The sequence below is a fragment of the Streptosporangium sp. NPDC087985 genome, from assembly GCF_044741965.1.
Lineage (GTDB): Bacteria > Actinomycetota > Actinomycetes > Streptosporangiales > Streptosporangiaceae > Streptosporangium.
Genome location: NZ_JBIUTQ010000010.1, coordinates 188,206 through 195,290, shown reverse-complemented (window position 1 = coordinate 195,290; position 7,085 = coordinate 188,206). Strand labels below are relative to the sequence as shown.

Genomic DNA, 7,085 nt, shown 5'->3' with positions numbered 1-7,085 from the left:
GGCCGAGTCGCCCGACGAGGATATGGACGCCTACGCGCTCCGGATTTTCGGGTAGTAATGGGTTTAAATCCCCCATTGCATTCCTTCCACCTCAAATGCCGGTAAAGCTACTAATGGGTTTATCGGTGCCTATCGAAGCAAATATGAGCTCCCCTGTTCACTGATTTCCCCTCTCTTTCACGTCCTGTTATCCAGAGTTCCCGGCTGCCACCCGCGGCGGCGGCCCAGAGGGATCGCGACGCGACCCAGCGTGACCGCAACGGCCGTCGCGAGCGAGAGCAGGGCGACCCAGACGGCGATCGAGATGCTCCGGGAGTCCTCCGGCGGCGCGTGCCTGATCGCGTCGGCCGCCAGCGGTGCGGGCTCCTGCGGTGCGAGCGCGACCGTCTCCGAAGGTAGGATCGCCGAGACCGCCAGCAGCGGGTTGACCATGCCCGCACCGGTCCCGGTCCCGGACCCGCCGTCGGCGGTGAGCGCGATGCGCCGCACCACCTCCGCGTTGGTCAGCTCCGGATAGCGGGAGCGGACCAGCGCGACGGTCCCGGCCACGTACGGTGCGGCGAAACTGGTGCCCTCCAGTCCCTCTTTGTAGGCCCGGAAGGGCCAGGTGCTGGTGATCTCCTTGCCGGGGCCCACCACGGTGACCGGTGTGGTGGCGTTCGAGGAGTCGACCCTGGCCCCGTCGGGACCGGCGCCGCCGACGGACAGGACTCCGGGGTAGGCGGCCGGGTAGGAGGGGATGGGGGTGCCGTCCTCCTTCTTGGTGTTGCCCGCCGCCGCGACCACCACCACGTCCTTGGACAGCGCGTAGGCGACCGCGTTGTTCAGGTCGGGCACGTTGCTCGCCTCGACCGACACGTTGATCACGTCGGCATCGAGTTCGACGGCCTTCACGATCGCCTGGGCCAGCCTGCCGACATCGCCCTGGCGGTCGTCGGTGTGTTTGATGGAGATCAGTTTCGCCGCCGGCGCGACCCCGACGAAAGGGCTCCCTTTCGTCGGGGCGGCGCCGATGATGCCCGCCACCGCCGTGCCGTGCCCGAAGCAGTCGCGGGTGCCGGTGCCGGTGACCTCGTACGCGCCGGCCCGCGTCAGCTGGGGATGGCCGGTGTCCAGGCCGCTGTCGATGACGGCGACGGTCACCCCTGCACCCCTGGTCAGTTGCCACACGTCGGGCAGGTTGAACCGCCGCTGGGCCCACGACTCCCCGATGGTCAGGGTGCCGCGTTCGGGTAGGCACTTGGCGGGCTCCGCCGCCTCGGCCGGGGCCGCCGGAACCGTGACCGCCAGCAACATCGACACCGCGACGAGCGCTCGACCGATCATCATGCGTCCCCCAAGGCGGGTGAATATCGGTCAAAACCATACTCAACTCGATCAACCCTTGTGTGGGGATGGAGAGGTCGTCCAGCCGGACGCGGCGTCCGCGGTCCTAAGCTGGCTGTCGTGGACGAGCGAGGAGGGCGGGCCAGCGGGCCCGGCGGCGATCGCCCATGTCTCGACGAGCGTGGCTGGGAGCAGCGGGCATGAGTGAATATCCGTGGGGCGAGGCGGCGGCGACCGGTGTCGGGTCGCATCCGGGAGTGGACCACGCGGAGGCGATCAGGGTCGTGCTCGGCGAGCTGCCCGCACTGCCGTACCTGCCGGAGCTGCCCGCGCGCGGCGTGGGCGCCGACATGATCGGGCGCACCGCGTCGCTGCTCGTGGAGCTCCCGGTGGAGGTGCAGCCGTCCGGGTGGCGTTTCGCCGACCGGCCGGGACGCGACGCCAAGCGGGCCCGCGACCACCTCGTGCGCGACCTTGACGCGCTGGAGGAGACGGTCCAGGGGTACGAGGGGCCCTTCAAGATCCAGGTGTGCGGGCCGTGGACGCTGGCCGGGGCCGTCGAGCTGCGTTACGGCGACAAGACGCTCGCCGACCCCGGAGCGGTGCGAGATCTCGTGGCCTCCTTCGCCGAGGGGCTCGCTGCGCACGTCGCCGACGTGCGCCGGAGGGTGCCGGGCGCCTCGGAGATCGTGGTGCAGCTCGACGAGCCGGGGCTGCCGGGCGTTCTCGCGGGTACGGTGCCGACCGCGTCGGGCTTCGGGCGGCTGCCCGCCGTCGAGGCCCCGGTCGCCACCGAGTGGCTCGGCGCGGTGCTGCCCGCCGACACGTTCACGATCGTGCACTGCTGTGCTCCCAACGTGCCCTTCGGCATCCTGCGTGCCGCCGGCGTCAGAGGAGTCTCGGTGGACGCCTCCCTGCTCAGGCGGCGGGATGAGGACGCGATCGGCGAGTCCGTCGAAGCCGGGACGGCCTTCTTCCTCGGCGTCGTGCCCGGCGTGGACTCCCGGCTGCCCGACGTCGACGTGGTCGCCAAACCGGCCATCGAGCTCTGGCGCCGCCTCGGCTTCCCCGCCACCTCTCTGGCCTCGCAGGTCGTGCTCACTCCCGCCTGCGGGCTGGCCGGAGCCTCGCCCGCCTACGCCAGGGCGGCTCTGGCCAGGTGCCGGGAGGCGGCCCGCGTGCTGAGAGACGATCCCGACCGGTGACCACCTCCGCCCGCCCCGGGACCTGCTACGGGACCTGCTCCAAGGTCTGAGCAGGGGCTGCCCACCTCCGGGCAACGCGCGTCCGCGTTGTCGGTGCCCGGCGATAGCGTTTCTCTTGGCTGGATTGACGAGGGGAGAGCTGGGCGATGGCTGCTGAGGTCGAAGGTGTTCCGGTGGAGGCGTTGGAGCGGCACGCGGAGCTGGCCGAGCTGGTCGAAGAGGCCAACTGGCGCTATTACGTGCTCGACTCGCCCACCGTGAGCGACGCCCAGTACGACACGTGGATGAGTGAGCTGCGACGGCTGGAGGAGGACCACCCGAGCCTGCGCACGCCCGACTCGCCGACGCAGAAGATCGGTGCGCCGATCTCCACTGATTTCACGCCGATCGCGCACCTGCAGCGGATGGAGAGCCTGGACAACGCGTTCAGCGCCGACGACCTCGCCTCCTGGCAGGCGCGGGCCGAGCGGCTGGCCGAGCGCGACCCGGCGCCCTACCTGTGCGAGCTGAAGATCGACGGTCTGGCGATCGCCCTGGTCTACGAGAAGGGCCGTCTGGTCAGGGCCGCGACCCGGGGCGACGGGCGCGTGGGCGACGAGGTGACGGCCAACGTGCGCACCGTCACCGGTGTGCCGCACCGCCTGACCGGTGACGATGTGCCCGACCTGGTCGAGGTCCGCGGTGAGGTCTACATGCCGGTCGAGGGGTTCGAGAAGCTCAACGAGCAGCTGGCCGAGGCGGGCAAGGCGCCGTTCGCCAACCCGCGCAACTCGGCCGCCGGGTCGCTGCGGCAGAAGGACCCGCGGATCACCGCGCAGCGCCCGCTGCACATGATCGTTCACGGTGTCGGCAGGTGGGAGGGGGCCACCCCGCCCTCGACCCAGTCCCAGATCTACGAGCGGCTCCGGGAGTTCGGCCTGCCGGTCAGCGACCTCTACCGGGTCGTCGACGACCTCGAGGGCATCAACGACTTCATCGAGTTCTACCGTGAGCACCGCCACGACCCCGCCTACGAGATCGACGGCGTCGTGGTGAAGGTGAACCGCGTCGAGCTCCAGCACAACCTGGGCTCCACCAGCAGGGCGCCCCGGTGGGCGATCGCCTACAAATATCCGCCCGAGGAGGTCAACACCAAGCTCCTGGACATCCAGGTGGGGGTCGGCCGCACCGGCCGGGTCACACCGTACGGCGTCATGGAGCCGGTCGTCGTGGCGGGCTCCACGGTTGAGCGCGCCACCCTGCACAACGGCTCGGAGGTCGCGCGCAAGGGCGTGCGCATCGGCGACACCGTCGTGCTGCGCAAGGCGGGCGACGTCATCCCGGAGATCGTCGGGCCGGTCGTGGACCTGCGCGACGGCACCGAGCGCGAGTTCACGATGCCGACGCACTGCCCGGAGTGCGGCACCGAGCTGGCCTACGAGAAGGAGGGCGACGCCGACCTGCGCTGCCCCAACACCCGGGCGTGCCCCGCCCAGCTCCGCGAACGGATCTTCTTCGCGGCGGGGCGCCGGGCCTTCGACATCGAGGGACTGGGCTACGTGGCGGCCACCGCGCTGACCCAGCCGCTGCCTCCGCAGGAGCCGCCGGTCCGCACCGAGGCCGACCTGTTCGACCTGACCATCGAGCGGCTGCTGCCGATCCGGTCGGTCGTCCGCGACCCCGACACCGGGCTGCCCAGGACCGACCCGGAGACGGGTGAACCCAAGGTCGTCTCCTTCTTCGCCAACCAGAGCGGCGAGCCGAGCAAGAACGCCGAGAAGATGCTGGAGCAGCTGGAGAAGGCCAAGGACCAGCCGGTCTGGCGGGTCCTGGTCGCGCTCTCCATCCGGCACGTCGGACCGCCCACCGCCCAGGCCATCGCCGCCGAGTTCCGTTCGATCGACGCGATCGCGAACGCCTCGGAGGAGGAGCTCGCCGCCGTCGAGGGTGTGGGGCCGCGCGTGGCCGCCGCGATCCGCGACTGGTTCGAGGTCGACTGGCACCGGGAGATCGTCGGCCGGTGGAGGGCCGCGGGGGTCCGGATGGAGGACGAGCCGCCGGCGGAGCGGCTCCCGCAGACCCTGGCCGGGCTCACCTTCGTGGTGACCGGCACGCTGGCCGCCTACACCCGTGACGAGGCCGGCGCGGTCCTCGCGGGCCGGGGCGGGAAGGTGTCGAGCTCGGTGTCGAAGAAGACCTCCTTCGTGGTGGCGGGTGAGAACGCCGGGTCCAAGCTAGACAAGGCGGCCAAGCTCGGCGTGCCGATCCTCGACGAGAGCGGCCTGAAGGTCCTCCTGGCCGAGGGGCCGGAGGCGGCGGCCGGGGTAGCGGTCAGGCCGGAAGAGTAATCACGGGGGACAAAAGCTGTTATGTCGCAAATGTTTCAAATGACCGGTAACGGAACGTACGCAACCGGTTTCGCGAAGTGGCTCAGAGGCCGTACTCTCCCATAGTGAACTAATGGGGGTTTTGTTATTCATGGCCGACCCAAACGACACACGCGACACCGGACCGCGCACCGGCTCACCCCTGTGGGCCTATCTCGTGACCGTCATCACGCTCGGGTTCACCGCTCTCGTCGTGGCCCAAGGGCGGATCGGCTCGCCGGAGGCGGCCGCCCTCGCCCGCAGCCCACTGTTCTGGATGCTGGCGGTCCTGATCGTGCTGGGCGAGTTGCGGCCGGTGCTGCTGTCGTCGTCGGCGACGGTTGGAGGCACCTACCCGTCGACGATGTTCACCTTCGCCGCGCTGCTCCACTACGGGCTGCCGATCGCGGTGCTGGTCCAGGCGGTCGGCATGGTCGTCAACGGCGCCGTCACCCGCAAGGCGTGGCACCGTGTCATGTTCAACATCGCACAGGCCACACTGGCCTGCACCGCGGCCGGTGTGGTGATCGTGCTGTTCGGAAGCGGCCTGGTGCGGGAGGTCCCCTGGGTGCCCAGGGGACCTGACATGCTCGCGATCGGGCTGGCCGGGCTCGCCTACTTCGTGGTCAGAGCACTGCTGGTCTCCGGCGCCGTGGCGCTGCACGAGCGCCGTTCGGTCATCCGGGTGATCAGGACCACGGTCGGCCACCAGAGCCTGGTCTACGCCGGGCTGCTCGGACTGGCCCCGCTGGTCGTGGTGGTGATGAACCACTCCCCGGCGCTGGTGCCGCTGTTCGTCGCGCCGCTGGCCGCGGTCTACTTCACCGCCACCATGTCGCTCCGCCGAGACCATCAGGCGATGCACGACGGCCTCACCGGCCTGCCCAACCGCAAGATGCTGGTGCTCAGCACCGAGGAGTCGCTCGCCGAGGCGCGGATGGGCGAGCGGGTCGGCCTGCTGCTGCTCGATCTCGACAGGTTCAAGGAGGTCAACGACACGCTGGGCCACCCGGTGGGCGACCGGCTGCTGCAGATCGTGGCGCACCGGCTCACCCACAGCGTACGGCCGGGCGACGTGGTGGCCAGGCTCGGCGGCGACGAGTTCGCGGTGCTGCTGCCCTCGGTCAGGGATGCCGCCGCGGCCCGTGAGGTGGCCGCACGGCTGCGGGTGGCCCTCACCGAGCCGGTCCGCCTGGAGGGGATGACCTTCGATCTGGACGCCTCGGTGGGCATCGCGCTCTACCCCGATCACGCGCCGGACTTCGAGCTGCTGCTGCAACGCGCCGACGTGGCGATGTACCTGGCCAAGGAAGGCCGGACCGGTGTCGAGATCTACGTCGCCGACAAGGACCGCAACAGCCCCGAACGGCTCAACCTCATCGGCGACCTGCGCAGGGCCATCGACCGCTCCGAGCTCCGGCTCCACTACCAGCCCAAGCTCGACCTGGCCAGCGGGGAGGTGCGGGGAGTGGAGGCGCTGCTGCGGTGGTGCCACCCCGAGAGGGGGATGATCTCCCCGGGAGAGTTCGTGCCGATGGCCGAGCAGTCGTATCTCATGCGGCACCTCACCCAGTACGTCATCGACGCGGCCCTGGAGCAGACGGCCCACTGGTGGCACGCCGGTCTGCGCGAGCAGGTGTCGGTGAACGTCTCCGCCCGCGATCTGCTCGACTCCGCCCTCCCCGAGCGGCTGGAGGCCGGTCTCGCCCAGTACCGGCTGCCGCCCAAGGCGATCCAGCTTGAGGTCACCGAGCGCATCCTGATGACCGACCAGGCCTACACCGCCGACGCGGTCCGCGCCCTGGCCTCGCTCGGCGTGCCGCTCGCGCTGGACGACTTCGGCACCGGCTACTCCTCACTGGTCCGCCTGCAGCGCCTGCCGGTCTCCGAGGTCAAGATCGACGCCTCGTTCGTCCGTAGGATCGGTGAGTCCGAGGACGACGAACGGATCGTCCGCTCCATCATCGACCTGGTCCGCTCCCTGGGCCTGCGCTCGGTCGCCGAGGGCGTCGAGTCGGCCGAGGTGGCCACCCGCCTGGCCCGTATGGGGTGCGACCTCGCCCAGGGCTGGCTGTTCGCCGAACCCATGTCCGCGGCCGACGCCACCGCCTGGCTCCGGAAACACCGGGCCCCGGCCACGCCCGGCCTCTGTTTCCCGGGGGCGGTCGAGGTGCTCGACCCCCAGACGGCCTGAAAGACGCGAGAGCGT

At 70.4% G+C, this 7,085-nt stretch carries 4 protein-coding genes; 3 read left to right on the top strand and 1 reads right to left on the bottom strand.

Annotated features, from left to right (window positions below; all coding sequences use genetic code 11):
- Window positions 1–177 precede the first annotated feature (177 nt).
- Entirely contained in the window at window positions 178–1,329 is a 1,152-nt protein-coding gene (mycP, locus tag ACIN94_RS20310; RefSeq protein ID WP_400708140.1) for a type VII secretion-associated serine protease mycosin, read from the bottom strand.
- A gap of 197 nt (window positions 1,330–1,526) precedes the next feature.
- Between mycP and ACIN94_RS20305 the strand changes: the two genes are divergently transcribed.
- The 3 genes from ACIN94_RS20305 to ACIN94_RS20295 all read left to right on the top strand — a co-directional run bounded on the left by ACIN94_RS20305 (window position 1,527) and on the right by ACIN94_RS20295 (window position 7,070).
- Entirely contained in the window at window positions 1,527–2,531 is a 1,005-nt protein-coding gene (locus tag ACIN94_RS20305) for a methionine synthase (RefSeq protein ID WP_400708138.1), read from the top strand.
- 146 nt (window positions 2,532–2,677) lie between these two features.
- The gene (ligA, locus tag ACIN94_RS20300; protein ID WP_400708136.1) at window positions 2,678–4,858 is read left to right on the top strand and encodes an NAD-dependent DNA ligase LigA; all 2,181 of its coding nucleotides are present in this window, start codon (window positions 2,678–2,680) and stop codon (window positions 4,856–4,858) included.
- Window positions 4,859–4,988: 130 nt separating this feature from the next.
- Window positions 4,989–7,070, top strand: coding sequence for a putative bifunctional diguanylate cyclase/phosphodiesterase (locus tag ACIN94_RS20295; RefSeq protein WP_400708134.1), 2,082 nt, complete (start codon window positions 4,989–4,991; stop codon window positions 7,068–7,070).
- Window positions 7,071–7,085: the final 15 nt, after the last annotated feature.